This window comes from Marivirga atlantica, from assembly GCF_016734805.1.
GTDB lineage: Bacteria > Bacteroidota > Bacteroidia > Cytophagales > Cyclobacteriaceae > Marivirga > Marivirga atlantica.
This window is the reverse complement of the sequence record NZ_JAERQG010000003.1, coordinates 191,563-216,522: the sequence shown is the minus strand read 5'-3', so window position 1 is coordinate 216,522 and position 24,960 is coordinate 191,563. Positions and strand designations below refer to the sequence as shown.

At 36.1% G+C, this 24,960-nt stretch carries 25 protein-coding genes; 6 read left to right on the top strand and 19 right to left on the bottom strand.

Annotated elements, in window-relative coordinates; translation table 11 throughout:
• Positions 1-8 precede the first annotated feature (8 nt).
• The 3 genes from JKP34_RS12660 (at position 9) to JKP34_RS12650 (ending at position 1,389) form a co-directional block, all read left to right on the top strand.
• On the top strand, positions 9-545 hold the full coding sequence (locus tag JKP34_RS12660; protein WP_201921999.1) for an SRPBCC family protein: 537 nt from the start codon (positions 9-11) through the stop codon (positions 543-545).
• A gap of 121 nt (positions 546-666) precedes the next feature.
• Positions 667-951: a GNAT family N-acetyltransferase gene (locus tag JKP34_RS12655; protein WP_201921996.1), complete on the top strand. Its 285-nt coding sequence runs from the start codon at positions 667-669 to the stop codon at positions 949-951.
• 9 nt (positions 952-960) lie between these two features.
• A complete protein-coding gene (locus tag JKP34_RS12650) occupies positions 961-1,389 on the top strand; it encodes a (4Fe-4S)-binding protein (protein WP_201921993.1) in 429 nt (142 codons plus the stop codon).
• Position 1,390: 1 nt separating this feature from the next.
• On the opposite strand, the gene JKP34_RS12645 is transcribed toward JKP34_RS12650, so the two are convergent.
• The 8 genes from JKP34_RS12645 to JKP34_RS12610 form a co-directional block, all read right to left on the bottom strand.
• Positions 1,391-1,906, bottom strand: a complete 516-nt coding sequence (locus JKP34_RS12645) for a YdeI/OmpD-associated family protein (RefSeq protein WP_201921990.1) — start codon at positions 1,904-1,906, stop codon at positions 1,391-1,393.
• A gap of 9 nt (positions 1,907-1,915) precedes the next feature.
• Positions 1,916-4,459, bottom strand: a complete 2,544-nt coding sequence (locus tag JKP34_RS12640) for a CHAT domain-containing protein (RefSeq protein WP_201921987.1) — start codon at positions 4,457-4,459, stop codon at positions 1,916-1,918.
• Between the two features lie 3 nt (positions 4,460-4,462).
• Positions 4,463-5,413, bottom strand: a complete 951-nt coding sequence (locus JKP34_RS12635) for a hypothetical protein (RefSeq protein WP_201921983.1) — start codon at positions 5,411-5,413, stop codon at positions 4,463-4,465.
• A gap of 111 nt (positions 5,414-5,524) precedes the next feature.
• Entirely contained in the window at positions 5,525-7,087 is a 1,563-nt protein-coding gene (locus JKP34_RS12630; protein ID WP_201921980.1) for an NFACT RNA binding domain-containing protein, read from the bottom strand.
• On the bottom strand, positions 7,087-7,848 hold the full coding sequence (locus JKP34_RS12625; protein WP_201921978.1) for an MBL fold metallo-hydrolase: 762 nt from the start codon (positions 7,846-7,848) through the stop codon (positions 7,087-7,089). The genes JKP34_RS12630 and JKP34_RS12625 overlap by 1 nt, the downstream gene beginning before the upstream one ends.
• The gene (locus JKP34_RS12620; RefSeq protein ID WP_201921974.1) at positions 7,845-8,120 is read right to left on the bottom strand and encodes a hypothetical protein; all 276 of its coding nucleotides are present in this window, start codon (positions 8,118-8,120) and stop codon (positions 7,845-7,847) included. The genes JKP34_RS12625 and JKP34_RS12620 overlap by 4 nt, the downstream gene beginning before the upstream one ends.
• A gap of 6 nt (positions 8,121-8,126) precedes the next feature.
• Positions 8,127-8,504, bottom strand: coding sequence for a response regulator (locus tag JKP34_RS12615; protein ID WP_201921970.1), 378 nt, complete (start codon positions 8,502-8,504; stop codon positions 8,127-8,129).
• A 1-nt stretch (position 8,505) separates the two neighbouring features.
• Positions 8,506-11,781 carry a PAS domain S-box protein gene (locus tag JKP34_RS12610; protein WP_201921968.1) on the bottom strand — a complete coding sequence of 1,092 codons (3,276 nt, stop codon included), beginning with the start codon at positions 11,779-11,781 and terminating at the stop codon, positions 8,506-8,508.
• Between the two features lie 57 nt (positions 11,782-11,838).
• Here JKP34_RS12610 and miaA point away from each other — a divergent pair, with 57 nt between their 5' ends.
• Genes miaA through JKP34_RS12595 form a run of 3 tightly spaced genes read left to right on the top strand, consistent with a single transcriptional unit; the run spans position 11,839 to position 14,058 of the window.
• Positions 11,839-12,747: a tRNA (adenosine(37)-N6)-dimethylallyltransferase MiaA gene (gene miaA, locus JKP34_RS12605; protein WP_201921965.1), complete on the top strand. Its 909-nt coding sequence runs from the start codon at positions 11,839-11,841 to the stop codon at positions 12,745-12,747.
• Positions 12,748-12,749: 2 nt separating this feature from the next.
• A complete protein-coding gene (locus tag JKP34_RS12600; protein WP_201921962.1) occupies positions 12,750-13,262 on the top strand; it encodes a hypothetical protein in 513 nt (170 codons plus the stop codon).
• Complete coding sequence (locus JKP34_RS12595) at positions 13,249-14,058, top strand: tetratricopeptide repeat protein (protein WP_201921960.1); 810 nt, start codon at positions 13,249-13,251, stop codon at positions 14,056-14,058. The genes JKP34_RS12600 and JKP34_RS12595 overlap by 14 nt, the downstream gene beginning before the upstream one ends.
• Here JKP34_RS12595 and JKP34_RS12590 read toward each other — a convergent pair.
• From JKP34_RS12590 to JKP34_RS12540, 11 genes are all read right to left on the bottom strand, one after another.
• The gene (locus tag JKP34_RS12590; RefSeq protein ID WP_201921957.1) at positions 14,051-15,535 is read right to left on the bottom strand and encodes a dihydrolipoyl dehydrogenase family protein; all 1,485 of its coding nucleotides are present in this window, start codon (positions 15,533-15,535) and stop codon (positions 14,051-14,053) included. The two genes, JKP34_RS12595 and JKP34_RS12590, sit on opposite strands and share 8 nt — an antisense overlap.
• A gap of 113 nt (positions 15,536-15,648) precedes the next feature.
• Positions 15,649-16,485 carry a DUF4349 domain-containing protein gene (locus JKP34_RS12585; RefSeq protein ID WP_201921954.1) on the bottom strand — a complete coding sequence of 279 codons (837 nt, stop codon included), beginning with the start codon at positions 16,483-16,485 and terminating at the stop codon, positions 15,649-15,651.
• 84 nt (positions 16,486-16,569) lie between these two features.
• On the bottom strand, positions 16,570-18,054 hold the full coding sequence (locus JKP34_RS12580; protein ID WP_236664997.1) for an aminopeptidase P family protein: 1,485 nt from the start codon (positions 18,052-18,054) through the stop codon (positions 16,570-16,572).
• A gap of 114 nt (positions 18,055-18,168) precedes the next feature.
• Complete coding sequence (locus JKP34_RS12575; protein ID WP_201921951.1) at positions 18,169-19,167, bottom strand: proline iminopeptidase-family hydrolase; 999 nt, start codon at positions 19,165-19,167, stop codon at positions 18,169-18,171.
• Positions 19,168-19,452: 285 nt separating this feature from the next.
• Positions 19,453-20,133 carry a hypothetical protein gene (locus tag JKP34_RS12570; protein ID WP_201921948.1) on the bottom strand — a complete coding sequence of 227 codons (681 nt, stop codon included), beginning with the start codon at positions 20,131-20,133 and terminating at the stop codon, positions 19,453-19,455.
• A gap of 172 nt (positions 20,134-20,305) precedes the next feature.
• Entirely contained in the window at positions 20,306-21,064 is a 759-nt protein-coding gene (locus JKP34_RS12565) for a hypothetical protein (RefSeq protein ID WP_201921945.1), read from the bottom strand.
• A gap of 160 nt (positions 21,065-21,224) precedes the next feature.
• Positions 21,225-21,989 (bottom strand): tetratricopeptide repeat protein, encoded by a 765-nt coding sequence (locus JKP34_RS12560; RefSeq protein ID WP_236664996.1) that lies wholly within the window; start codon positions 21,987-21,989, stop codon positions 21,225-21,227.
• A gap of 263 nt (positions 21,990-22,252) precedes the next feature.
• Positions 22,253-22,912 (bottom strand): hypothetical protein, encoded by a 660-nt coding sequence (locus JKP34_RS12555; RefSeq protein WP_201921939.1) that lies wholly within the window; start codon positions 22,910-22,912, stop codon positions 22,253-22,255.
• Positions 22,913-23,097: 185 nt separating this feature from the next.
• Complete coding sequence (locus JKP34_RS12550; RefSeq protein ID WP_201921936.1) at positions 23,098-23,835, bottom strand: hypothetical protein; 738 nt, start codon at positions 23,833-23,835, stop codon at positions 23,098-23,100.
• 157 nt (positions 23,836-23,992) lie between these two features.
• The gene (locus tag JKP34_RS12545; RefSeq protein ID WP_201921933.1) at positions 23,993-24,574 is read right to left on the bottom strand and encodes a YdeI/OmpD-associated family protein; all 582 of its coding nucleotides are present in this window, start codon (positions 24,572-24,574) and stop codon (positions 23,993-23,995) included.
• A complete protein-coding gene (locus JKP34_RS12540) occupies positions 24,564-24,956 on the bottom strand; it encodes a RidA family protein (protein WP_201921929.1) in 393 nt (130 codons plus the stop codon). The genes JKP34_RS12545 and JKP34_RS12540 overlap by 11 nt, the downstream gene beginning before the upstream one ends.
• Positions 24,957-24,960 lie beyond the last annotated feature (4 nt).

Sequence of the window (24,960 nt, the reverse complement as noted above, 5' to 3'; positions counted from 1 at the left end):
TTAACACTATGAAAATTGTAAAAAATATCCTTCTTATAATTCTTGGCATTATCGTAATCTTTTTGGCTATTGGACTATTTCTGGACAAAGATTATGCTGTAGAAAGAGAGATCGTAATTAGCAGTCCAAAGAATGAAGTATTCGATTACATTAAGTATCTGAAGAATCAAGATAATTACAGTGTATGGCAAAAGAATGATCCTCATATGGTTAAATCGTACAGAGGACAGGATGGTACAGTAGGTTTTGTGGCCAGATGGGAAAGTGATAGTGCTAACGTGGGAGTTGGAGAGCAAGAAATAATCAAAATTGAAGAAGGTAAAAGAATTGATTTTGAATTAAGATTTTATGAACCATTTGAATCAATTGAACCAGCCTATATGGAGTTAGAATCTCTTGATGGAGATAGAACTTTGGTTAAATGGGGTTTTAATGGCCATTTCGATTACCCTATGAATTTAATGCTTCTTTTTATGGATATGGAAGAAATGGTTGGGAATGATTTAGAAACAGGTTTAAAATATTTGAAGGAGGAACTGGAGTAAAAAATAATTTATTCAGTTATTCTTAGCCATCAGTATTTGTATTGATGGCTTTTTTTATGTGCTAAGTATTGTAAATTAGAACATTCTAGCCTTTTAATGTTTAATAGATAAATAAAATAATATGAATATAACTCATGAAAAATCAGGTCCGATAAGAGGTTCATTTAGAGCCGAAAAGGATGGCAAAAGAGCTGGTGAAATGTTCTATTCTAAAGCTGGACAAGACAAAATTATTATTGATCACACAGAAGTTGAAGAAGCCTTTAGGGGAGAAGGCGTTGGGAAGCAAATACTGTATAAAATTGTTGAATGGGCGAGGGCTGAGAACATCAAAATAGTACCACTCTGTCCATTTGCTAAATCAGTCTTTGATAAGGAAGATGAAATAAGAGATGTATTAAATTAAGCCGATGTTATGAAAGATATTACGAAGGAATACTCAAATGGAGAAGTAACAGTTGTGTGGAAGCCCAAAGTATGCATACACTCTGAAAAATGTTTTAAGGGGTTGCCTGAGGTTTTTGATCCTAATAAAAAGCCATGGATTAATGCAGAAGGAGCAGATACTGATACCATTAAAGCTCAGATCAATAAATGCCCTAGTGGTGCTTTAAGCTATTACATGAATGATAATAAAGACGAAGTGGAAGAGACTAGAAAAACAGAAAGTATAATAGAAACTATTGAAAACGGACCGCTGATGGTTTATGGGAATTTAACCGTAAAACATCATAATGGTGAGGAAACCAAGAAATCAAAGGTGACAGCTTTTTGTAGATGTGGTGCCTCGGGCAATAAACCCTATTGTGATGGCACACATGCTAAGATTAATTTTAAAGGGTAGCTTACAGGGGTTTATTATTATAAAACTTAATAGTTGAGTTTAGCAGTTTGTAATCCAGATTTCCCTGAACCTCTTTAAGATGATGGGCAATTGCCAATGCTTTTCGTAATCTACTGTCCGAAGATTTATATTTTCCAACAATGTAGATCAGGCTCCTTTGCTTACCCATCGTCAAATTCTTAAAATAGCTATAAGCATCTTCATCCTGCTCAAATAGAACCTGAAGTTCATCAGGCATTTCTAAGCCATAAGTTGAATGATCTTTCTCTAACTCAACTTTTACATCTACATTTTGAGTTAGTCCCAGCTTTTCCATTATTGCTTTATTAACAAGAATAAACCAATAGTCCTGAGCTTTCATCAATGCAGCATGCCACTTATGTACACCATTTAATGTACAAATGATGCGTCTGTTTTCTCCCTCAATAAAATTTTGAGCTATTTCTTCCGGTACGGGAAGGTGATATTGGTAAACATTCGAATCGAATTTCGATAGCTTGGATATAAAGACTTTCATTGAAACTACTTACTTACCCCAAATAACAAAAGGCGCCCATAGATAAGGGTTCGCATATCCGTTATTGATTAATTCAATTTGTGCTTGCTGTAGGCTCTTGGAAAAGCTTGATCCTTTTTTTACACTTTCTTTGTAGAATTGCTGCATTAAGAGTGCTGTTGATGCATCTTGAACTTTCCACAGGGAAACTAGTAAATGCTGCGCTCCTGCATAACTGAAGGCTCTTCCTAAGCCAATAATGCCTTCACCTCTACTGATTTTGCCAAGGCCGGTCTCGCATGCTGAAAGTGAGACAAGATCTGCATTGAAGTTAAGGTCATATATCTCATTAGTATATAGAATACCATCATCACTTTCATCCTTACCTGTCAGATAAATAGCTGATAACTCCGGGTTGGTACTATTTACAGCACCATGAGTGGCTAAATGAATGTATTTATAATTCTTTAAATCTGCTGTTTTAAAGTTATTTTCAGTAGCCCGATTCTCAATATAGGTATCACATTTAATCGCATTGCTTGATAGGGTCGCGCTTAATGAATTGAGTTCTTCTCTGGTAGCAGGTAAACTATTGAGTGAAGCCGATAAAAACTCAACCGGTGCTAATAAAAGAGCCTTTGAGCTAACTGTGGCTTTAGGTTTTATGGTATGAAAGGATGCGGAATAATTATAAGTAATAGCATATTCCTTGATTAAATAAGGCAGTGCCCAGAAATCATTTTGTTCAAGCTGTTCAGCTATAAAAGCTTCAAAAGGCACCGTGCCTAGTATTCCGTCTGGAATAACTGTGATTTTTGTTATGCTATTTTTAATTCTTTTCGGAATTAAAGCACTGTACAAGCTACTTGCAACAGGCTGATAGGGTTGCTTTATTTGGTAAGTAAGAATGTTTCGGAATGCTCTTAAATTCCTAGAAACTTCTTCCTGATAGTAAATAGTGGTTACTTTGAAATCATTCTGACTTATTTCATATCTATATATTTCATTTCTTACTGGAGCAAAGGCATATGATAAAAGTAGTTCATTGGGTTCAAGGCTCTTTTGTACTTCATCGAGTGAAGAAGGGGCAGTATTGTGCTTAAGGTTGTAATATTCAGGATAATCCTTCTCTAAACCTTTGATGAACTGTTCATAAGTTCTTTGTGCTTCAAACAACTCTTTTTTGTAATCAGAAATCTCTACTTCATCTTGAGCGTTAGCGATTGCATTACTAAGAAAGGCTAGTCTATTTTTCAAGGCTACTTCTTCTTCTAGCATTGACTGAGGAATATTGGAAAAAGATTTAGCATCTGATTCGGCCACGGCACTTATTAAAGTACTTGCTTTTGCTTTTTCAGAATAGTAGAAAGCCTTTTTAAGGTATGTGTTACCTAAAAGAGTCACATCATCTAATGTAATAGCGATACGTTGTGCCGATTCATAGACTTGCGAAGCTAGGGCGCTCAATGCAAGCTGATCTTTTTTATTACTTGTATTGGCTCTGATGAGGTCAATTATATTGTCAGCATCGTCTAAACAACTTAATGCAGTTTCAAGGTGTTGTTTTTTTAAAGAAAAATTAAAATAGTAATCTTCAAAGATTTGAGCCTTGCTTAAAAGAATGGATAATTGATAAGAAGGCTTGATCACATTCTCTTTAGATGGATTATGCTCATAGTCTTTACTATTAAAATTTAAACTATTACTCACTAAGGCGTGCTGAATATTGTTAAGTGCTTCTTTGAAATTGCCTTGTTTTCTTTCCAACTCGGCAAGAAAAGCATAGGTATTAGCTAATTCTGCATTTCTATCACCATAAAAAGTTCGGTTAATATCGATGGCATCCTTCAGAAAGGTTCTTGCCAATTCAGGATCACCTGTTTGCTCATAAATCAAGGCTAAATTGGTCAAGATAAAAGCTTCGGTTGGTAAATCCTCTACATGTGACTTTTCCCAGCTAGACAAAAGTCGATTTAAACGTGATAAAGCATCACGATATTTCTCATTCTCTACTTCTATAAGAGATAAGTTTATATTGACCAGGGCAATTTTCTCCTCATTTGGTATTGCTTCTGACTCAAGTAGTTCAAGTGCTTGCTCAAAGTATGATCTTGCCTGCTTAAGGTTATCCACTGATTTGGCTATTAAACCTAAGTTATTATAAGTATCAGCAATTGCCTCATTGGTAGCATTAATCTGTTTATTCAGTGCTAATGACCTTTCCAGATAGTTTTCAGCCTTCTCATTTTTGCCGTCATTCCAAAAAATAAGTCCTCTATTACTCAGGGCGCGAGCATATAATGAGCTCTTAGCTTCACCAGAAGCTTCAAGGCTAATAAGGCCGGCATCAATTATCTCAGCCGCTTTGTCATTGTTGCCACTGTAAAAATAGAGCTCACCAATGAGTAGGCTGGTAGCAATATCTTGTTCTGCTTTATTATCAAATTCTGCAATTAGTGTTTGAGGATTTTCTCTTACACTTCGTTTAATATAATCCTTATAGCTATCGGATAGCTGAGCCAGAGAGGAAAAGCCTTGAAATATGATGAATAGTAAAAATACTGTGAATCGCATATTTTAAAAGTTGTAAGTATAAGCGAAGTTGATAACATGCTTTCTTGTTAATCCGTCCGGATTATAGTCTCTGTCGGTAATTTTAAATCCGGCAATAAGACTTATGCTCGAGTAAACATTGAAATTATAACCAGCACCAGCCAAGCCTGACATAGCTAAACCTGTGGTGCCATCTAATTTTTCATATTCTCCATTGGAATTTCTTCCCTGATCTTTCGTAATCCTATAAATAGGTAACAAGCCTAGGTTGAAGTTTAACCTTGACAATCTAAAGTTTCGCTCAACTCTAAACATGATGTCAGTACCTCTTTTAAGGTCTACTGCTTCGGCATGTTCTCTTACATAGTTCATGCCGCCCTCATACCAACTCCATTGGTTAGGGTCTGCCTGAAAGGTATTTTCGTTTTGATGAATTAAAGGCTGCTGATACCCGAATGAAAACATCCAATCTCTGGTAAGAAAGGAAGTGCCCAGGATTAAATCGTAAGTACCCAATGTAACTTGATAGTACATTGGTAAAACTACATCATGTTCTTCCTGCTTTAAATCTGAATTGCCTGTAGGTATTTTGAAACCTACCGTACCCAGCCAATCATATCTCGGAGTTGATTTTATACTTTTGGTTGCTGCAAAAGAAAGGTCTCCTATTCCGGATGTATTACCAAAATTACCTGAAACACTCATATACGGAACCTTGAACTGCAGGTCTATATTGTTAAAAGCCACTATACCGAAATCTAAAATAGCTGCTTTAATACTCGGGCTTGTAAGTGCCTGTCCTTCGTATAAATTAAGAGAGATTGATCTTAATCTGAGTGGGATATTCTTATTGAATTCCTGATCAGGCCGCATAGCGCCCATTGTACAGAAACCAGCATCACTACAACCTTGGCCCAAGAGCTGATTTACTGAGATAATGAGGAAAAGAATAACGACTAAAGTTGATCTTATCATGCCTAATGGTTAAGAGTGCTTAATGTAATTTACAATATTACTCAATATCTACCATGTATTTTGTGCTTATTAAGACGAGATAACGGTTGTCTACCTATTGTTTACCTCAGTTTAGCCCAACCACCATTGTTCAGGACTCACTAATATGGTTTCTTCCTTATCAACATGTACCATGCCTGGAGGCAAGCCTTTGGGTTTTCTAATATATTTTTTAGGTGTAACAATCACAGGGCATAGACTATCAGTTTTTCTTTTAGAATAGAAAGCTGCGAGTTGAGCAGCTTTGTCAATCACCTGTGATGGGAAAGGCTTGTTACTTTGATGTTTAAGCACTACATGTGAACCCGTTACATCTTTAGCATGAAGCCAGAGATCATCCTTTTTCGCATATTTTAAGGTAAGCTCATCATTTTCTCTTGCACCTTTTCCCACTAATATTGTAAAGCCTTCGGTTTCAAATCTTTTATAAGGAACTCTTTCTTCAACCTGTAGCCGTTTTTCAGGCTTATTTCTTTTAGATAATTTTTTAATGCCCTTCACATCATCAGTTGAGTTAATGAGCTCAATTTCTTCTTCTATCTTATCCAGTTCTAACTTTTTCTGCTTGACAGATGCTTCAATCTGATCTATTTCTATTTGCTGATTTTTTGACTTTCTATAAAGATTCTCTGCGTTTTTTTGAGGACTTAAATTGGCTTTAAGCGAGATGGTTATCATCTCATTGGTGTAGAAATTAAAAAGCTCAACTTTTTCTGCACGTTCAGGTATTTGGTGCATGTTGGCCATAATAATATCAGCCAGCTGATTATAGCCTGGTTTATTCTTAATGTCATCTAGCTTTTCGCTAGATTTCTTAATGTAGTTGATAGATTGATTTCTTTTCTTTTCAAGATTCTTTAATAGCGTTTGTTTTTCTTTCTGAACAAAGTACTCCTTTGAATAATAGTAATAAAATTGTGTGACAGCTTCAATTGGGTCGTTATGTTCACGAACAATTTCACCTATCTTAATTAATGAAAAGTAAATGTCATCCTGATATATTGAGGTATAGAAATTATTAGGATTTCTTAAGTCTTGATCAAGTAAATTAATGATTTCCCACTGCTCATCTTGGCTTTTGCTATTATAGCCAATCTCTTTCAGATACTTTTTAATCAGTTTGCCGAAAGTAGGGAAGACCTTCATATAATTACCTTCAGCCTCTATAAATGCTTCTTTAGATTGCTCAAGGGGTCTGTGAAGTTCTTTAAAAGTAAGTTCTAAATCATTTGGGAAGTTGTTTTTGAAGAGCTTAAAGGCTGTCTGGTTTTCAAATGCAATGATGTTAGCTCTGTTACCATGCATCTTAAAAAGTAAATCCAGCTCATTATTGAAATTTAGGCTAAAGCTTCTTTCGTTTTCAAATAATGTAATCTCAGTGAGTTGAAGATTGACAAACTTAGGGAAGAGATTCACACTATTCTTCTTCGTTCGTGCAAACTCGCTTGGAAATGATAAGCAAGTGAACTCAGGTTTTAATGAAGCTTTGATGTAAAAGGGTTTTCTTTCAGTTTGCTGAAATTCAAGAATGAGTTCATCCTTATTTTGGCTGAAACAAGAGGTTAGGAAGCTTCCTACCAATTTTGGACGCAGTGCATTAACCAGCGACCTAAAGAAGTAATAATTATTATGCATTAAAGCTCAATTTTTAATCCATCATGAGCCAGGTCAATGTGCTCTGGTAGTTCTTTTTCTATATCGGCATGCTTACCTAAACGATGGCTCATATGAATAAAATAAGCTTGCGGTACTTTTAGCTCATTAACCAAGTCAATAGCTTCTGATAAATTAAAATGAGATATGTGATCTTCTTTTTGTAAAGCGCTAAGAACTAATGCCTTGCTGCCTTTTATTTTCTCTTTTTCGTCATCTGAAATGTAATTAACATCTGTGATGTAAGTGAAATCTTTAATTCTGAATCCGAAAACAGGCAGTTTATAATGAAGTACGTCTATTGGTTGAATATTCACTCCATTAAACTCAAAAGGCTTATTTTTTATTTCGTTTAGATTCACCCGAGGTACTCCTGGATATTTTTTAGCTGCAAAAATGTAAGAGAATTCTTGCTTAAGCTGTTCAAGAACCTGCTTTCTTCCAAAAACAGGCATATCATATTGCTGCTTGAAGTTAAATGACCTTACATCATCGAGCCCGGCAGTATGGTCCTTGTGTTCATGAGTAAAAAGCACAGCATCAAGGTGAGTGATTCTCTCACGTAACATCTGTGCTCTAAAGTCAGGTCCTGTGTCAACCACTATGCTGGTATCATCTACCTCAAGGTGAATACTGGTGCGAAGTCTTTTGTCTCGAAAATCTAATGAGGTACAGACATCACACTCACATCCTATAACTGGTATACCCTGAGAAGTGCCGGTGCCTAAAAAGGTTACTTTCAAAGAGCTAATTCGGTTTGTTGAAGTTCCAGATAAAAGTTTCTGTTTTTCTCAGAAAATGATTTGGAGTCAAGTTCAATACTTTTCATGATTTCAAGCAAACAATTGATTTTACCTGTTAAATCAAAAAATTTATTGACTATCACTATATTCTGATCTTTAAGTACACAATAGCCTGATTTGAAATTTCCTTTTTCATATCGGAGCATATAATCCGATTCAGAGAAAACATCTTCAAGTTTGTTCAGGAAAGATTTGGTGTACTTAATCTTCATAAAATTTTAACTAGTCAGCTTTTTAACTGTTTCAACAAGTTGATCAAAATTTAGAGGTTTAGGCAAATATTCGTTTATGCCCGCATCTTTAAAGTCTTCCATTGAATAGTTTTTAGCATTACCGGTTATCGCTATAATCGGAATATTAGCCTTTTCAGGATTATCCAGAGCTCGGATAGCTTTTGTGCATTCCATGCCATCCATAACCGGCATATTAATATCCATTAATATGATATCAAATCTATCTTGTTCTAATGCCTTCATTACTTGCTCACCATTCTTTGCCGAGTGGATTGAGTAGTTTTGCATCATCAAAATCTTTTTTGTTAGGTTTTGGATTACAGAACTATCTTCTGCTATCAGTACTTTCTTGTTTTCTGCCATTCTATTGTAAAATTGACTGGTAATTCTCTGTAAATTTATTAAAATAATTTAGTAAATCGTTCAAGTCTTTTTTCAGACTATCAGTTTTTTCATCTTTTAAGTCAGTCTCAATTTTCTTAGCTTGACTCTCTAAATTATGCACACCCAAAGTTCCAGCATTTCCTTTGAGGGTATGCAAATTACTTAAAATTTTTGTGATGTCCGAAGTCTTTTCAGCATTGATGCTATCAAGTATAAGACCCTTGGCTTCAATTTCAAACTCTTCAAAAATTGATGAGATAACGGTTTCATCAGCATACTTCTTAAGCTGTTCCAATACTTCTACATCGATTATTTCGGGTTCCTTATTGTGTTCAGGGGTGGTTTTTTGAAAATTAACCTCTTCTATTTCGGCTTCAACTTTAAGATGCTCGCTTATTTTCTCAAGCAATACTTTTGAAACAATTGGTTTGGCGAGATAATCGTCCATACCCATCCCAAGAAAGCGTTCTCTGTCTTCCTTCATTGAATAGGCAGTCATGGCTATAATAGGCGGTATTTTCTTACTAAGTTTTTTAATCTCTTTGGTAGCGGTAATGCCATCCATTTGTGGCATTTGTATATCCATGAGTATTAAATCATAGTTATGCCTTTTTACCTTGTCAATGGCCATTTTACCACCCGTGGCAATATCTGTTCTAAAGCCTGATTTATAAAGTATCTGACTGGCTACCTGTCGGTTTATAGTGTTATCATCAACAATTAGAATGTAGGGCGCCTCACTGTAATTAAATTTAAATTGGTGCTTTTTACCTTGTTTGCTTTTATCGTTCAAATATCGTTCAACTTCTTGATCTTTAGCTTGATCAGCCTTCATGGTGAACCAAAATACACTGCCGGCATCTGGTTCTGAGTTAACGCCTATTTCTCCACCCATTAGTTGACTTAGTTCTTTCGAAATAGCAAGTCCTAAACCAGTACCGCTGAATGACTTAGTGCTGGAGTTGTCAACCTGGGTAAACAACCTAAATAGTTTCTGTTGATCGTTAATGCTAATACCTATTCCGGTGTCTTCAACAGCTATTCTATAAGTGCCACTTTCATTCTCGCGCGAGGCATGCAGAGTTACTGAGCCCTGTTTATCCGTAAACTTTAATGCATTGGAAGTTAGGTTTGATAATATCTGAAGTACACGAGTTTCATCGAGTAACAAATACTGAGGGATATTTTGATCAATTTTATAGTTGAGGGTAATTTCCTTCTGCTTGGCCTGCTGTGAAAAGAGGTTAAGCACTTTCTCAAATATATCTTCAATTTCTGTAACAGCAGGATGAAGCTTCATCTTGCCGGCTTCAATTTTAGAAAGGTCAAGTATATCGTTCAGTATGGTCAATAACGTTTGTGAGGACCGCTTGATTACATCAACAAAATTTCTCTGTTCAGGATTAAGAGGTGTTTGCGAGAGTAAGTCAACCATGCCGATAACACCATTCATAGGTGTACGAATTTCATGACTCATATTGGCCAGGAACTGCTCCTTAACCTTTAAGGAGTTTTCAGCAAGGTTCTTGGCGTGCATCAATTCACGATTGGCCTGTTTCAGCTTAGTAATATCTCTGGCCACTCCTTCAATAGTAACTTCCCTGCTTTCCTTGTCGCGCAATATTCGAACGTTGCAAATACAGTTAATGAGTCTACCATCATGGGTGATCAGCGTGGCTTCAAAGTTTTGTACCCTACGCTTGGCCACCAATTGTTTTAAGAGGTCTTTGGTTTTTTTAGTGTACAGATAATAATTGGTAACATTCTTCCCAGTAACTTCCTCAGCATCATAACCTATCATGTCCTTTACGGATGGACTTATAAGTAGAATAGTGCCACTAAGTGTACAGTTGAAATAGATATCCTGAAAAGATTCGAATATTTTTCTAAAACGATTCTCTGATTCAAGAATCTGAACAGCATTGGCTTTTTTATCTGTAATGTCATGAGCAATACCTGAAACGCCTCTTACCTCACCATTTTCCGAGTAAATTGGGTTGAGGTAAATTTCTCTCCAGATAATTTTCGAGCTGTCAGGATCAATGAATTTTAATTCAAAATTTTGTGCTCGTCCGTCCAGTGCAAGATCAAACTTATTTTTCCAGAATTCTTTTTGGTTGTCGGATAGTTTATCAAAAATATGTTTACCCTTTAGCTGCGTATCAGGAACAGGCTTAATATTAAAATTCTTGAGCATTTCATACTCAAAGTTCCTGTTGAAAGACGTAATTCTGAGACCATTATCAATGGACCAAATAATGTGGTTAGAACTGTCAAAAATAGACTGCAACCTGGCGGCCTGATTGTTGAGCTTTTCCTCGTTGATTTTCCGTTCAACGGAAAGTACCACTTGCGCAGAAATAAAATTGAGTAATTCCAAATCGCGCTGGGTATAGCTATTTTCATTTCTATAACTCTGTACGCCAATTACACCAGGTATACCTTTTTCAGTTCTAAAGGGTACACCTAAAAAGGATTTGGGCACAGAGCCAAGCTTATCAATTTTACCATCAATGATCATATCCATGATCTGGCTTTCCTTAAAAATTTTAGGCTCGTTGATATGATAAAGATATTCGCAAAGCCCTTTACCTAAAGGAGAAGTAATTGATTTTGGACTATCAGGAATGTAATCATCAAAAATATATGGAAAATGAATAAGCTTTTTGTCAAAATCAAACTGCGCAATGAAGAAGTTATTGGCTTCAATTGTTTCGTTTAGAATATTGTGGATACTTTTGAAAAGCTGCTGTAAGTTAGTGGCATTCAGCGTTAAATTTGAAATTACATAATAAAGGTTCTGAGCCTTTTCTGCATTTACCTGGTGTGTGATATCATGAAATGCACCCACTAATGATTCTCCGTTATTAACAGAAAATAGACTGCCGCTTACATAAATAATTTCACCTTCTTTAGAACTTAAGCGAGCCTCAATAAACGACTGCTTGCCGCTTTCAGCTACCTTGTTGAAAACAGCTTGAAAAGCGGGGAGATTGTCATCCTGAATAATGTCTCTCAAATAGATGTGACTGAGTTCCTCATTTTTATACCCTAAGGTTTTACGCCAATTCTTATTGGTTTTAAGAATACGTCCATCTTTTGACAGTTCCATGCTCAAGTCGATGCTGTCTTCAAAAGCCTGAGCTGACAGCATGTATTTGCCGTTTTGATCAAAATATTGAGTTTGTGCCAGTTGAGACTGTAGCTTCTCAATTTCTTTTATTAGTTGTTCTTTATCGTATTTTTGTAAATCCAAAAAGGTTGAAGGTTAAAACCTTTAATTTAGTTTATAAAAGGCTAATTATGCTAAGAATTGGATAAAAAAACAAAACGTATCATTGTAATTGCCGGGCCAACTGCTGTGGGTAAAACTGACCTATCCTTAGAGGTGGCCGAACATTTTAATACGGTGATTTTATCAGCAGACTCCAGGCAATTTTATAAGGAGTTGGAGATTGGTACTGCCAAGCCTTCACCAGAGGAGTTGACCCGCGTAAAACACTATTTTATCAATAGTTTGAGTATTCATGATACTTATGATGTGGCCCAGTATGAAAGGGATGCTTTGAGCTTGTTGAATGAGTTATTTCAAACTTATCATACCGTAGTAGTAACTGGCGGTTCCGGATTGTATATCAAAGCACTGTGCGAAGGCATGGATGATATGCCTGCTGTAGCCGAAGAGATTCGTGAGAAATGGAATTTACTGAGAGAAGAAAAGGGACTCGCTTTTTTACAAGATCAGGTAAAAACTATTGATCCTGAATATTTTGAGATAGTTGATCAACATAATCCCATTCGTTTAACGCGGGCAATGGAAGTTTATGAAGCCAGCGGCAAGAATATGACCTATTGGCGTTCAAAAAATAAACCTTCCGACAGACCTTTTGATATTGTTAAAATTGCCTTAGAAAGACCTAGAGAGGAGCTGTATGAACGCATCGATTTGCGGATGGATTTGATGATTGAAGAAGGACTATTTAATGAAGCGAAAGAATTTTATGCTTTTAAGGACTTAAATGCATTACAAACGGTAGGTTATACTGAGATATTCGAGTATTTAGATGGTAAGTACGATAAGGAAGAGGCCATTCGGTTATTAAAGCGTAATAGCAGGAGGTATGCTAAAAGACAGCTTACCTGGTTTAAAAAAGATAAAGAGTTTAAGTGGTTTCATCCGGAAAATGAAGAGGAGTTAATTGATTATTTAAGTAGTAAATAAATATGTTAAGACTATTTTTAATTCTAATTACCTGTTTAAGCTCTTCAATTTTATTAGCCCAGAATACAGCCCCTTACAGCTTAAGAACCAAAGAGAAAGTAGGTTATATTAAACCTGATACAGCACGAGATAACCCGAATTTTACCGTTTGTGATGAAAACTACATTCAAGAATATTACCAGGTAAATCCTCAATATAAAGAAGGAGTAATAAGCATTAAAAATTATTTTAAGCCTAAGCTGGAGGCATTGAACGAGTTAGCTGAATCTGATGGAATTATAGTGATAAGGTTTGTAATCAATTGCCAGGGACTCACAGGTCGGTTTAGATCGAAGTATTTTGATGAAAATTATATTAAAAAAGACCAAAATACGGCCTTGCAAAATGCCTTAGTTGATTCCATTAGCGCTATGGGCTATTGGCTTCCCGGAAAGTTTAATGATCAATTTTATGATGCCTATCAGCATATCAAGTTTAGAATAAAGGATAAAAAAATAATAGATGTCTTCCTATAAATACCTCCTTCTGATACTGATTTCTTTGATAGTCTTATCATGTAGTTCTTCGAAAAAGGAGGAGATAAAGGACTATGAACATTTAAGGTATTTTCCTCAAGGTTCAACTGAAAAGCAAGAGTATTATAAGTTACACTTAGCAGAAAACCCCTCAGATGATCATGCTTGGAAACAGCGATCAATCGCTTTCAATAAAAGGGGAGATATAGATACCGGAATGGCTTATTTACAAAAGGCGGTCGACCTTAATCCTGAAGGTCATATAGGTTACCGTGGTTATGTGAAGCTGTATATGATGCATGACTATGATGATGCGTTGGAAGACTTCAAGACATTACTCAAGATTTCTTCCGATCAGAATCCGGTAGCTTGGGGAGAGAATTTACATAAATTAATTGGGTTGACTTTTCTATTAGAGGGCAACTACGATTCTGCACTTACTTATCTCGAAAGAGGAATTAAATTGACTACGGCTGAGTTTGGAGCAGACTACGTTGAGACAAATGCTTTTTTATATCAGGCCTATGCTCAGTTTTATCTCAAGGATTTTGAAAGCGCATTAGCTACTTTAAGTAGTGTATTGGAAATGGATAATAGATATCCTGAAGCTCATTTTCTGAGAGCCAAAGTCTATTATAGTCAAGGAAAAATTTCACAAGCCAAAGAGAGTATAGAAACTGCTGATAAGTTATATCGAAAATATAAGTCTGAGACAAACGCCTATTATGAAGTGCCTTTCCAGCTTTATCAAAGCCAGATTGATGATTTAATGGGTAGGATTAATATAATCAAATAGCTTTCAATTCTTCTTTGCTACAATCATAGCAGTAACAACTGACTTTATTCTTCATCAATCCTGATTTTAAGATGGATTTACCTAATAGTGCGCGTACACTTTCTTGTATACCTTCGGTAATGCTCGGGTGGGGGTGAACGCATTCAGCCAATTCCTCAATACCTTTATTCATGCTAATCAGCAAGGCAACAGCTTGTATGGCTGATGAAGCTTGTTCACCTATCACGCGCATGCCCAAAACTTTCATTTCATCATCATCGGTAACTAATAATTTGATAAAGCCTTCGGTATTGCGCTTAGCAATGGCTCTTGAAATGCAGCTGTAATCCAGACTTACCACTTTATAATTGAGGCCTTGTTGTCTGGCCATTTTTTCGTTTAAGCCAACACCTGCCACTTCGGGATTCAGAAACATGATGGTGCTGATATTTTCATAGACTAGCTTTTTGTCTGGCTTACCAAAAATCTTTTCAACAGCATACCGTCCTTCAAGCTCACCTACATTTACCAGGTTGATATCAGCAGTGATATCGCCCACCGCATAAATATTACTAACCGTTGTATTGGTGTCATGGTCTTCCACACCTCTTTTTCCCATTTTAATAGGAACAGCTTCTGCCCAGAGTTTTTCAAAATTAGGCACACGGCCAATTGATACCAAGGCCTTTTCCACTTCAAACTCTTCCACAGTTCCATCAGTAAAAGTAAGCGTATAATGCACTCGGCCATCTTTAACCTCCATTTTGGAAAGCTGTGAATTACGGTGAATATGCACACCTTCTGCTTCCAGATTGCGCTCAATTACTTCCACGACATCACTGTCCTCAAAAGGTAAAATACTATCTCCTTTATCGATTAAATAAACCTTTGTTTTACCGAATCCTGCAAATATGGTGGCATATTCACAACCAATAACACCAGCACCAACAATCACAAGACTCTCCGGAAAGTCATCCATTTGCTCTATGCCATCACTGGTAAAAACATGTTTTTCATCAATAGGAAGTTCGGGCACATGACGTGGTCTGCTGCCAGTAGCAATAATGATGTTGCTCCCTTCATAGGTGATTTCCCCATTGCCATTTTTTACATGCACCTGATGCTCAGCAATAATATCTGCTTCTCCTTGAATGAAGGTTAAGTAGTTACTGTATTTGCTGTCTGTTTTAATATGCTCCAAATGATCATTTAAGAGATCAACTTTCTCCTTTACTGCAGTATTTACTTCTGACTGAATTTCTTTCCATATGGCAGAGGGAGGTGTCATGCCATAACGCTTCAGGTTTTTACGGAAGGCCAGCATATCACGAGAAAGTTCCCACCAGGTTTTAGAGGATAATGCGCCATTGGTAATGCCTGCACCTCCTAAAGTGTTTCTTTCGATTAGGAGTGTTTTCTTCTTAAAATCAACAGCACGCATGGCTGCAGCATAGCCTGATGGGCCAGCACCAATCACAATCAGGTCAAATTTTTCCATAAAGCAGTAAGACTAGGTTAATAGCTCACTCAATATATAAAATATTATGCGAATAGGGGAGATTGCTCAAAACTAGTCTTTCAGAAAATTGCTGAAAGCTATTTCGAAATGTACTATAGCTCGATTTTCTTTTTCTTGAATTTGCTTCTTAAAGTAATGGTTAAAATTATCACCAGTACTATGAGTAGGATGAATGGCCATAAACTTATAAGGCCAACTATAAAAGAAATGAAAATATGCCATCCATCAGTCAGGGCATTGGCTATTCTTTCGCCAAAGCTATCTCTTCCACTTATACTATCCTCATAAGGTAGTTTTTCATAAAAGTTAACTTCAATAGTGCTATAACTTACTTGTTTCGATAGGTAATTAAACTGCCCTTGCAAGTATTCAATTTCAGTTCGTACCTCATTGAGTTTATTCTCAATAGCCAGGACATCTTTAATGTCATCAGCTTTGTTGAGCAGCTGTAAATAACGCTTTTCAAGTTCCTGCTGATTCTTTAACCTTCCTTTAAGATCGTAGTATTGTTCGGTTACATCCTCAATTCTGGAAAAACGGTTATCCAGTTTATAGGCATAGCTTGAGATTTTTGAATAAACAGTATCATAAGCATCTACCGGAACTCTGATTGTTAGATGATAATTGATGCGGTAATCATTTTTTGACTGATCTTCATTTTCAAGGTAAGCCTCATACTTAGGTAGCAGCTCGCTAATTTTTTGATAGTCTTTCTCAATGTTCTTTGACTCAAATTCAATCCCGCCTTTATAAACAAGTTTCTTTCTTATTTCATTGGTACCAGCTTTTGAATCAGGCTGTGCCGACTGCTTAGTCGCAGGCAATTCCATTAAGTTAGCTACTGAGGCTTCATTATAGGCCTCTAAATTCTCAGGATTTCCAGAACAGGCTGAAAGTGTGATTAACAGAGCAAGTACAAAATTTTTCATTTCAATGAGGTTAATTGATGGAGACACAACGAATTATTGAATCAAATATTCAAGTTGATTTTAAATTCATTTTTAGAAAAGGAACTATTCATCCAGTGCAGGTAACTGCATTTGGTTGAAAGCACTTTCCTTTTTCATCAATGCTTCAATCTCCTCACTTTTTCTAGGTGCATCATCGGATAATAATTCAATGCCCTCTTCAGTGATTAAGTAATCATCTTCTATACGGACAGGGATGTCCCACCATTTTTTTTCAGTAGGGCTACCAGCAGGAATGTAAATACCCGGCTCAATGGTAATCACCATGCCAGCTTCTAAATTGCCATAGGTGCCTAAATCATGCACATCTAAACCAATATGATGGCAACAGCCATGAGGATAAAACCAATGGCGACCTGTAGCAGGGTTGATCATATCTTCTGGCGTCAGGGACTTTAGAATGCCTAACTTCAATAGGCCTTCATTTACTACCGCCAGAGTTGTATCATACAAAGCTTTAAAAGGAACGCCCGCTTTAGCGATAGACATAGCTGCTTCCTGTGCCTTATAAACCAAATCATAAATCTGCTTTTGTTCTTTGGTGAATTTACCATTTACCGGAATGGTGCGTGTAACATCGGCTGTATAGCCATGATATTCTGCACCTAAATCCATTAATATGAGCTCACCATCTTCAATAGAAGGTTTGTAATTATCGATGTAGTGTAATACACAACCATTATGTCCGGCACCTACTATACTAGGATAAACTTCATATTCAGCCTGGTATTTTTTGAAAATAAACTCATGCATGCCCTGCACTTCAAATTCTGACATGCCCGGTTGCATGGCTCTCATTACTTCTGCCTGTCCAAGTGCTGAAATTTTCACTGCTTTTCTCAGCAATTCAATTTCCTGAGCCGTTTTAATGCCACGCATAGGTGCCAGCAAACTATCCAGCATTTTGGTGTTAAGGTTAGTAGGAGAGGGCTCTACTTCCAGTGTAAGCTGCTGATCGTTAGGGTAATTAGTTTTTATTTTAAATTGTTCAATAAGGTCATAAAGGTCTCCCGCTTCATTCGTATTTCTTACGTCATCCTTAAAATCGTAGAACAGCACATGATCAAACTGACCAAAATCAATAGGGAAATCTTTAAAGTCGGGCGTTTGAAATACTGTGGCTACTTTCAAAGCTTCAGCAGCTTCCTGAGGATTCATCCTTGCGCCATCATAAAGTTCTGCCAAAGCATTTTTGCCTCTTATAAAAAGAAGTTCATCAACCTTTTGTCCATTTATTGGCTGCTTCTCAGAAAATATCATCAAGAGTGCATGGGGCGCTTCATGACCAGTGAGGTAATAAAAATTAGGGTCTTGATGGTACATATAATTTACATCATTGGCCCTGTTCCTTACCGGATTGGAGAAAAATACAGCAACGCTATTGGCAGGCATTTTGGCTCTCAGGGTAGCTCTTCTTTCCCGATGGAATTCAGAACTTAGGAAATCATCCGGCTTTTGAGCAGTTAAATGACTGACCATGATCAAATTCAACCAAAGAAAAAGGAGCGAGCATAAGTGGAGTCTTTTCATGTGTATATATTTTATCTTTTATGGCCACATGGAATTCGCAATAAACTTATTCATCCGCAGTTGGTATGTTTAGGACTCTAAGTTTATGCTCATTACATAATTCAATTTACTAATTTACTCTTCTTGTTCTTTTAAAAATGTTTGAATGGCGCCAATCATAGCTGATCGGTTATCACTCAGCGTGGAATGCCCTGCATCAGGAATTACCACAAAGCTTGATTGAGGAACCAGTTTTGACAATTCTTCAATGGTTTCTGGCCTTGCCTCATCATATTCACCCGTGGTAAATAATGCCGGCACTTTCACCTTTTTAAGCGCTTCGTGATTGTCATAAGTTTTCAGGGTGCCGGTAGCAGTAAATTCACTTGGTCCCCACATGTAATTGTATATAAAGGAATTTCCAGGCGATGGAACTGTATCATAAGGATGTTGCACCTTTTCTGTTCTTCTGCCGTGTTGCTTAAGGAAATATGTATTGGCAGCAGCATAAGCTTCTGTATTGAATGTGCTATCTTTCTCTGCCTGGTAGATGGCCGCTTTGATGGTATCCGGTAATTGACTTACCAAAATATCGGCATCTTTTTCCCAAATAGGTGTGCTAAAATAAGGACTTCTAAAGATCAAACCTTTAATCCCTTCGGGATGGACCAAATAATATTCAAGCGCCAAAGCACCACCCCAAGAGCCACCCATCAGGTAGAAATTGTCCAGCATTAGTGCTTCTTTTACAGCATGCACCTGTTCTACAAACTTTTCCACTTTCAAGAGCGAAGTATCTTGATGATGATCGGATCTGCCACTGCCCAATTGATCAAAGAAAATGATAGGCCTTTCCTCGGCCAGTTCTGACAATTTGTAATAGCCAGCACTTGTGCCTCCGGGGCCTCCATGCAAACATAGAATAGGTGTTTTATCGCCACCACCCATAATGCCATACCAAACTTTTCCGCCTTCCACTTCTACATAGCCTTCGCCTGTGCTTAAGTTGTTAGCCGATTTATCAGTTTCTTTGGCTTGTTTTTGTGAACAGGATATAATAACTGCCACCATGCAAATAGAGAGCATAATAGCTTTGACTATGGATTGGGTAGATTTGAATATTGTTTGCTTCATAATTATTTGGCGTTTTTAAACAGTTGGGCTCAATTTACAGATTTATAACCTCAATTGATTTCCCTTTAATTTTATAACCGAAAGATAGGTTACTTCTCTAAATATGCTAATCAAAATAGCATTGGCGGTAAGAAGAATTATTTTAACGATATGGCTAAAAAGCTTTGCTTTCCCGGTAGTTCTGGTTTTTTATCTGTTATTAGGTATAGCTTTATTTCCACCAGATTTCTTTCTTGATATCTCGATCATTATAATCTTGCCACCCGTACTGCCTAACTTCATCCTTTAGTTCATAAAAGCATTTGCATTCACTTTCTTCAGGAAATGGTTTATAAAAAGCTCTGACTTCAAAACTAGTTTGTTATGCGTTCCACTCACATAAAAGGTGAAAATACATTCTCTTGTAACGCTTGAGTTAAATCTTTGCCACTCACCAACAAATACATTATTATATTCTCTATAATCTCCAGCAGCTGACCAGAAGATTTCTGCATTATTTTCATTTAATTGAAACGCTATTGAACCGATTCCTACAAATTTACCGTCTCCATCTTTATCTCCAGGCTCATTCAATTCATATTTGAATGTAATTACATGGGCCTTCCAATTTGTTATATAGGCATTCAGTAATACAATTTTACCTGATAGTTCACGTATGTTTTCGCCTAATTTACTTTTGCCTGTAACAGAATATACTTCAGGGGAGATTTTTGTTGCAAGAAGATGAAAGTCTATCCTTCTATTCTTTGGTCCAAAAAATCCCGTATATGAAGACCAACCATCACCCTCAAATCGGTTTTGATTAGATAGTATATTTGAAAAATCGTATTTCAAATAATCTTTTAAATCTTTTGATGATAATCTACTTGCTACATGTTCCTTTTCCCAATTTTTGGAAACTTCTGGAAGTTGTCCATATGATGTTGAGAAGGCATAAAGTAGCAGATATAAAATTAGGATTCGCATTTGATTATAGTTAAAACTAGCGCCACCGTTTAAATTCGTGGTTGATTAAAAGTATAAAGATTTGCGTCAACTACCGCGGCAATACACAGTATTGCTGGGCTATCTAAGAAGAGCTAAGGGAGCAATGACCTACTAACAGCTATGATTTCATACAGAATGTTATGCTTAGTTTTTACCACCAATTTGCTTTTTCTAATTCTCGTGCTCTTTTGGTTTTAACTTCGCTCGGATCTCCATATTGATCAATATAGGTCTGCCAGCCTCTATTAAGATATTCTTTACTAGGGAAAAATTCACCAGCTCCATTATCAAGATTTCCGCTATTAGGAATTCTGTAATCACCCCAATTGCAGATATATTCTTTTCCCGAATTATAACTTATCCAAACTCCTTCAAATTGATTGTTTGAAAATCCGTCCGCTGCCAACATCATTCCATCATATTCGACTTTATTGTCCTGATTTATTAACCAGCTAGAAGTAAATTCTCCTTGGAATTTTCCTGAACCATTATTTTTTGTGTCTTCAAAAAATACATATTCACCATTAATTTCTCCACGATTAAATTCTGGAAATTCATGTCTTTTATATTCAATTACCTCTTTAATAATGATTTTACCCTGAAAAACTGATATATTGTCTTTCAGTTTAGTCTTACCATAAACGAAATATACTAATGGATTTTCCTGATCCTGAATGACGGAAATGAAATGGACAAAAACTCTTTGATAATTGCTTCCAAAATATCCTATTGGTTCAACCCTATTGTATTTTTCTGTTCGATTGTCTGAATAAAATTTCTCGCCAACAAATACAGAGCTAAAATCAAGTTTTTTATATTCGCTTGTTTTATTGACTATATTATCTGACGTCTGGGCAGTAGAAGATAAAGCCAAAAATAATAACGGAAATAGAACTAAGATTTTATTCATGGTATGAGTAATTAAGCATAACGCCACCGCATAAATTTGTGGTTCATTAAAAGTATAAAATTTTGAGTTAACTACCACGGCAATCCGGAGTATTGAAGTGCTAACTACGAAGAGTTAAAGTCACAATATTCCACTTAACAGCCATGATTTATACAGAATGTTACCTCTCGTATTTTTTAATTTTATCTTGTGCTGCTTTTGTCTGATTTAATTGATTCGATTTTTGAAAATATTCTTTTGCCTCATCGAGGTCATCAATTAATTCCTTTGCTAGCCCAAGATTATAATAGCTATTTGCTAAAATGTCCTGGTCTGATGCTTTAAAAATATAGGGCTTTAAAAAATCTTCAACCTGATTTGAACGGTCTAGTTTTATAAGAGTAATAGCCACATCATTTGCTGATGCTAATAACTCATCTTCTGAATTATGAGGCATAATTAATACATTTTTAAAATAGACTAAGGCTGTACTATAGTCTTGATTCTGATATGATTTAAGGCCTGCAGACTTCATTTGTCCTTTAGTAAAATCAGGAGAGTATGAAGGAGAATATTTTTCACCATCAAATTTCCAAACTGTGTTTTTATAGATAGGATTAGTTTTGTGTCCGTCAAACTCTATGTAGTTTATTTGAAGATACTTGCCGTCTGATTCGGCAAAAGATGAAAAATAGCTTGATCCGTCAAATAGTTTTATCAAATTACTATTTACTAAATCATAAACAGTCAAGAAATCGTGTGGCCAACCTCTAACACCAGAGGAAAAATAGTGAAATACTTCACATTCACCGTCCTGATTTATATCTATATATTCGAACCTAGAATAATCATAAGGTTTTTTTCCGTATTGGAAATCCAGATTCGTAATAGTCTCATGTAAAGAAGTCGTATCCTGTGGATATTGACAGTCTTTAAAATTATCCAAGCTAATTTTAACAGGAAAAGGTGCCATAGGTTCCTGAGCTAGCAGATTTATGCAAGTAAAGGATAAAGTTAAAATTGAAAGCAAGTATTTCATTGTAGCACTTATGAGAGATAACGCCACTGTATAAATTCGTGGCTGATTAAAAGTATGAAAATTTCAATTAACTACCGAGACACTCTGCAGTATTGACGAGTTATCTAAGCAGAGCTAAAATCTCGATAGCTTAATGCACTGAAACGCTTAATACAGAACATGGTGTGGAGTTACTTTTGAATGACGAGGTTTAATTGATCCCATCCTAACTCAACAGAATCATGTTCTAAGAGTCTTGTTCTCCAATTGTCAGAATTGTCAATTCCATAAGTAGCTTTTATCCTTTTTCCGAAACGCGGTAGTTCTAAAACTATGTTTTCTTGTTTATACAATTCAAGCTGTCTAGCCAATTTTTGTTCATCGCTTGTCATTTTATTCTTATTCAAATGCTTACTGATGTCGGCATAAGGAATTATTTCAGTTGATTGTAATTCTGTAAAATCAGATTTATCCTGATACAACAAAAAGCTTATTGCTATAGTAAATTTTGAAGTAGCATAACCATAATGGTTAATTGCAATTAACTTTTCTGTCTTTTCTCTGTTCCAATAACAAATTTCGAGCCCTGCATCACCATAGTTCGCTGAAATCTTCATGTATCCGTTCTTTATGTCAATAAGAGTGATGGAAATTTCTCCAGAAGGATGCCTATTCGATTCTTCAGTTTTGATAGTCACATTATAATATGTTTCAAGAAGCTGTTCTCTCTCTGATACGTTTAAATTTAATACATATTTAGCGGGTAATTGAGTAAAAATATCAACAACATTTTTGCTCAATCCAAGATGGGAATATGCTAGGAAGAAAAATAAAAGAACTACTCTTTTCATGGTATTAATACTTATTATGGTTCTGTTCAAATTCCATACAACGACCAGCTATGATGAGTGGGGATTAGAATGCACTAACCTCTCGTCTCGCTCATGGTCACGCTTTGATTTAAATTTAAAACTTGTGGTGGACTTTCCAAATGCTACCAAACTGTCCTGACCGATGAAACCTCATTCATTCACGGCTAATGTTGTCCGCTTTTTTTGAAGTTTCTTAATGCGATACCCATTGACCACCAGTACCTTTTTTTTGACTCAAACGACAGTCTCAAGTAATCCATTTGTCCTAGGTATGCCCATTCCATGCTCCAGGTATAGAGCCACATAATTCTTCCTATTCGTTTCCTGATCGTCTTAATTTCGTATTTTGTCAGTCCGTTGTCTCTTAATCTCTGTAAAGTCTGAGACTTTTCTTCTTCACTGAACTCCGTGTCAAGAAACGGCTGATTGAGTAACTCCCAAATATCAACTCGTTCAGATTCTTCCAAAGAATTTCGTTCGCTGAATTCTCTTAATTGATCTAGATCTTCATAACCAAGGAAAATGACTTCATTGTTGTTAATTACTATAGAAGGAGGAGACGTGTTCAAGGTTACTTCAGAAATTTGACATGCCTTTATTCTTTGACTTTTATAAATGCTGCTATGTCTAAAATAATAACCTTGAGTTAGAATTATTGAATCGTCATTAAAATCAAATTTGAGTTCTTGCTGTCTTATAGGTTTTGGTTCTTTAAAGAAACGGTATTTCCAAATTGAAAAGAGTCCAAATACCGTCAAAGCAAGACTTGATAATAAAATAAGAATATTGAAGAGGCTAAATCCATGAGCAATAATATTGATGTAAGCAAAAAATGTACATATTCCGAAGAATCCTACGGGTATCAAAAGTTTGCTATGAAAATACTTAATTCGTTTAGGCATTAAACTAGATGTGTATAACGGTCCCGCGTATGAGCAGTAGCGGATTTATAGCTACTATTTTTCTGGAAACAAGATACTTAATATAACGCAAAAACGGTTCAAGTTTACACTAAAGCCGCTATTGCTTATTCACATTTTCGTAAGCCGTTTTTTATTTTTATCTGAATTGTTTTGGCTTTTTTCCTACGCTTGCTAATTCAGAAATTTCTTCAATTCGTTTTTGTCTGGTTTCTGGACGTTTGGCAGAAGTAACCCAATACAACAACATCTTTTTGTTGGATTTGCTTTGGCTGTCAAAGTATTCAAAAGCATTTTTGTAACTCGCCAATGCTTCTTTTAAGTCTTTTGGTACAGTTAAATTCTCTACCTTGTCTAAAATTGCCCAAGAACCGTTTTGCTTTGCAACTTCAATGCTGTTCAAGCCCGATTTTGTCATCAAACCGTTTTTCACGAGTTGTTCTACTTTCGCTTTGTTGATTTTAGACCAAGTGCTATTCGATTTTCTTTTTGAATAGTATTGGCGATAACTGAATTCGTCAATTGTCTGTTTTTTGCTGTCAATCCAACCAAAACATAGCGCCTCATCAACTGCATCACTCCAACTAATAGATTCCTTTTCTGATTTTTTATTATAAAACACAAGCCATACAGATTGCTCGGTTTCGTGATTTTTCACTAACCATCTTCGCCAATCTGCACGGCTTGTTGGATAATATGTTTCTATGTTTTTACTTGACAACTGTGGCCTCTAATTCTACCGTCAAAGTTGCGAAAAGTCCTTTAACTTCAAGTAATGTTGTTGCTTGTTTTATACCATACTTTTGTAAAAACGGAACATACACATCCATACACGTTGTGAAAAAATCTTGTGTTGAAGTTGTGTAAACATTAAGCCTTACAATGTTTTTGCATTCATATCCCGATTCGTTGATTAACTTTTCTAAATTTTGAATAGTTTGGATCAATTGAGAACGCATATCTGCCTTACTTGGCACGCCATTTTCGTCTATGGCAACCTGTCCGGAACAGTACAAGGTTCCGTCTACATTTTTTACTTCTACCGCTTGCGCAGAATTGGTTTGTTCGCCCCATTTCCAAGGGTCAATTGTTCTTTTTTCCATTTTG

Bases quoted from the DNA above. Each gene is read 5' to 3' on its own strand.
- JKP34_RS12640 (WP_201921987.1), bottom strand. From the start codon at position 4,459: ATGCGATTCACAGTATTTTTACTATTCATCATATTTCAAGGCTTTTCC.
- JKP34_RS12590 (WP_201921957.1), bottom strand. From the start codon at position 15,535: ATGGAAAAATTTGACCTGATTGTGATTGGTGCTGGCCCATCAGGCTAT.
- JKP34_RS12540 (WP_201921929.1), bottom strand. From the start codon at position 24,956: ATGGAAAAAAGAACAATTGACCCTTGGAAATGGGGCGAACAAACCAAT.
- JKP34_RS12615 (WP_201921970.1), bottom strand. From the start codon at position 8,504: ATGGCAGAAAACAAGAAAGTACTGATAGCAGAAGATAGTTCTGTAATC.
- JKP34_RS12650 (WP_201921993.1), top strand. From the start codon at position 961: ATGAAAGATATTACGAAGGAATACTCAAATGGAGAAGTAACAGTTGTG.
- JKP34_RS12550 (WP_201921936.1), bottom strand. From the start codon at position 23,835: ATGCCTAAACGAATTAAGTATTTTCATAGCAAACTTTTGATACCCGTA.
- JKP34_RS12595 (WP_201921960.1), top strand. From the start codon at position 13,249: ATGTCTTCCTATAAATACCTCCTTCTGATACTGATTTCTTTGATAGTC.
- JKP34_RS12585 (WP_201921954.1), bottom strand. From the start codon at position 16,485: ATGAAAAATTTTGTACTTGCTCTGTTAATCACACTTTCAGCCTGTTCT.
- JKP34_RS12570 (WP_201921948.1), bottom strand. From the start codon at position 20,133: ATGCGAATCCTAATTTTATATCTGCTACTTTATGCCTTCTCAACATCA.
- JKP34_RS12600 (WP_201921962.1), top strand. From the start codon at position 12,750: ATGTTAAGACTATTTTTAATTCTAATTACCTGTTTAAGCTCTTCAATT.
- JKP34_RS12635 (WP_201921983.1), bottom strand. From the start codon at position 5,413: ATGATAAGATCAACTTTAGTCGTTATTCTTTTCCTCATTATCTCAGTA.
- JKP34_RS12655 (WP_201921996.1), top strand. From the start codon at position 667: ATGAATATAACTCATGAAAAATCAGGTCCGATAAGAGGTTCATTTAGA.
- JKP34_RS12555 (WP_201921939.1), bottom strand. From the start codon at position 22,912: ATGAAAAGAGTAGTTCTTTTATTTTTCTTCCTAGCATATTCCCATCTT.
- JKP34_RS12575 (WP_201921951.1), bottom strand. From the start codon at position 19,167: ATGAAGCAAACAATATTCAAATCTACCCAATCCATAGTCAAAGCTATT.
- JKP34_RS12580 (WP_236664997.1), bottom strand. From the start codon at position 18,054: ATGAAAAGACTCCACTTATGCTCGCTCCTTTTTCTTTGGTTGAATTTG.
- JKP34_RS12645 (WP_201921990.1), bottom strand. From the start codon at position 1,906: ATGAAAGTCTTTATATCCAAGCTATCGAAATTCGATTCGAATGTTTAC.
- JKP34_RS12620 (WP_201921974.1), bottom strand. From the start codon at position 8,120: ATGAAGATTAAGTACACCAAATCTTTCCTGAACAAACTTGAAGATGTT.
- JKP34_RS12565 (WP_201921945.1), bottom strand. From the start codon at position 21,064: ATGAATAAAATCTTAGTTCTATTTCCGTTATTATTTTTGGCTTTATCT.
- JKP34_RS12660 (WP_201921999.1), top strand. From the start codon at position 9: ATGAAAATTGTAAAAAATATCCTTCTTATAATTCTTGGCATTATCGTA.
- JKP34_RS12630 (WP_201921980.1), bottom strand. From the start codon at position 7,087: ATGCATAATAATTATTACTTCTTTAGGTCGCTGGTTAATGCACTGCGT.